The sequence below is a fragment of the Synechococcus lacustris str. Tous genome (assembly GCF_003011125.1).
GTDB classification, from domain to species: domain Bacteria; phylum Cyanobacteriota; class Cyanobacteriia; order PCC-6307; family Cyanobiaceae; genus Synechococcus_D; species Synechococcus_D lacustris.
Window position 1 is genome coordinate 1 of sequence record NZ_PXVC01000168.1, and the last position, 1,736, is coordinate 1,736.

General features: G+C 62.2%; 4 protein-coding genes. All 4 read right to left on the reverse strand.

Annotated elements, in window-relative coordinates:
* Positions 1-162 precede the first annotated feature (162 nt).
* Entirely contained in the window at positions 163-450 is a 288-nt protein-coding gene (locus C7K08_RS16965; protein WP_423218702.1) for a hypothetical protein, read from the reverse strand.
* A 101-nt stretch (positions 451-551) separates the two neighbouring features.
* Positions 552-806 carry a type II toxin-antitoxin system RelE family toxin gene (locus tag C7K08_RS13920; protein ID WP_106501114.1) on the reverse strand — a complete coding sequence of 85 codons (255 nt, stop codon included), beginning with the start codon at positions 804-806 and terminating at the stop codon, positions 552-554.
* Complete coding sequence (locus C7K08_RS13925) at positions 784-1,005, reverse strand: ribbon-helix-helix protein, CopG family (RefSeq protein ID WP_106501115.1); 222 nt, start codon at positions 1,003-1,005, stop codon at positions 784-786. The genes C7K08_RS13920 and C7K08_RS13925 overlap by 23 nt, the downstream gene beginning before the upstream one ends.
* A gap of 435 nt (positions 1,006-1,440) precedes the next feature.
* Positions 1,441-1,704, reverse strand: a complete 264-nt coding sequence (locus C7K08_RS16970) for a DUF4351 domain-containing protein (protein WP_106501116.1) — start codon at positions 1,702-1,704, stop codon at positions 1,441-1,443.
* Positions 1,705-1,736 lie beyond the last annotated feature (32 nt).

A 1,736-nucleotide genomic window follows, 5' to 3' on the forward strand; every position in this document is an offset into this window, starting at 1 on the left:
GAGCTGGCCAGGCTCACCCTGGTGAGCCTGGATCCAGCGCTTCAGTCGTTCCCCTGCAGGCTTCTCTGGTAGCGCCATCAGCTCTTTTCTCCAGCGGCCGCTAAGGCAGAGGGATTGGTGGGCGGCGTTGGCGACGCTAAGTCCGAATGCTCAGAAACAACCTTAGAGGTGTTGCTTCAGCTGTTGGCGGCCAGCCAGGCGGATAGGTCGGCTGGGCACTGGAAGTCGAGCAGGGCGTCGGCCAATGATTCCAGCTGCTCCAGCGGCAGGGCCTGGAACTGGGCGGTAGTGGCGGATTTCTTCCCGGGGGGTGCCGGCAATCACCATGATTTCTGCCTCGGTGAGCTGGGGAAAACGTTGCACCAGCATAGGCAGCACAACCGTGTCTAGATCAGGCCGACTGGCCAGGATCTGCTGACTGCTGGCCGCCAGCTCGCTCTCAGGCCGCACCGGCAGGGTTAGGCCGAGCGGATCAGATCGGGGGCGCTATGGAAGACCCGGTAGTACCAGCGGTCGGTGTTCACTGGCTGCGTGCACTTGTTGGAGGCAGGTCAGCGATAGACCTCGCGTCGATGGCCGATGCGCACCACCAGGATCACCAGTTCRCTGCGCTGCCATTCATAGACAACGCGGTAGTTCCCTACACGCAACCGCCGCAGTCCTTCAAATTCACCCTTGAGGGCAGAGCCGGCGGCTGGGGTGTCGCAGAGCAGGTTGATGGCCTCAACCAGCCGCACCCGGTCAGCTTTCGGCAGCGCGGCCAACGCCTTTGCCGCAGAACGTTTAATCCGCAGCGAGCAGCGCATCTCGCACCTCAAGCCAGTCGAGAACAGGGTCGGCAGGGTCCTTCAGGGCTGCCACCCCACAGCGCAAATCCTCGATGTCGTCGAGGTAGTACTCGATTGCCTGACGAATGATGTCGGCTCGGCAGCGGTTGAGCTGCTGTGCCGCTGCATCAAGCTCGGCGCCGAGGGTGTCGGGAAGCCTGGCCGTGACCTGAACCATGGGAGTCACCGCGAAGTCGCGGAGATGTCAATGACATTAATGTAGGGCCACAGCCCACRTTTTAGGCCTGGCCAAACAGGGCTTCAGGTTSGGCTTCACTGATCAGGATTGAGATGCACCAGCACCTCCAGAACGGTGATCTCGGGTGTCAGCCCCAAATACACAGCCCGCTACGCCAGTGCGCCGATTGCGGTGCGGCAGTGATGCAGTGGGCTGGCTTGATGCAGCAGCGGGTGGGGGGCCTTCAATTAGGTCTCCGTGCTGGCTGGCTGCTYAAACACGCCATAAGCCATTTGATCGTTTCAGGCAACACGTTGGTGGCGAGCAGAACGTTCACGCCAGCACTCTCACCACCCTCGGCGCGGATTGAGGGGCAGGCCAGTGCCAGCCCCAGATTTAGATCTGGCAGATCGGCTATGACGCGAAGGCCCCGCTTCAGGCGTTGGCGGCCAGGTCGGCTGGGCCCTGGAAGTCGAGCAAGGCGTCGGCCAGGGCTTCCAGCTGCTCCAGCGGCAGGGTCTGGATCTGGGCAGTGGGGCTTCTGCGAGGGGGCCGCAGCGGCGGGTGAGGAGGCGGATGGTCACCTCTGGCTTCACCTCTGGCTTCACCTCTGGCTTCGCCTTCCTGGCGGCCCTCAGCCAGCCARTCCTGTACCGCCCTGGTATGGCGGATTTCTTCGCAGGGGATGCCGGCAATCACCCTGTTGAAATATTTTTATAGAACCCTCAAGT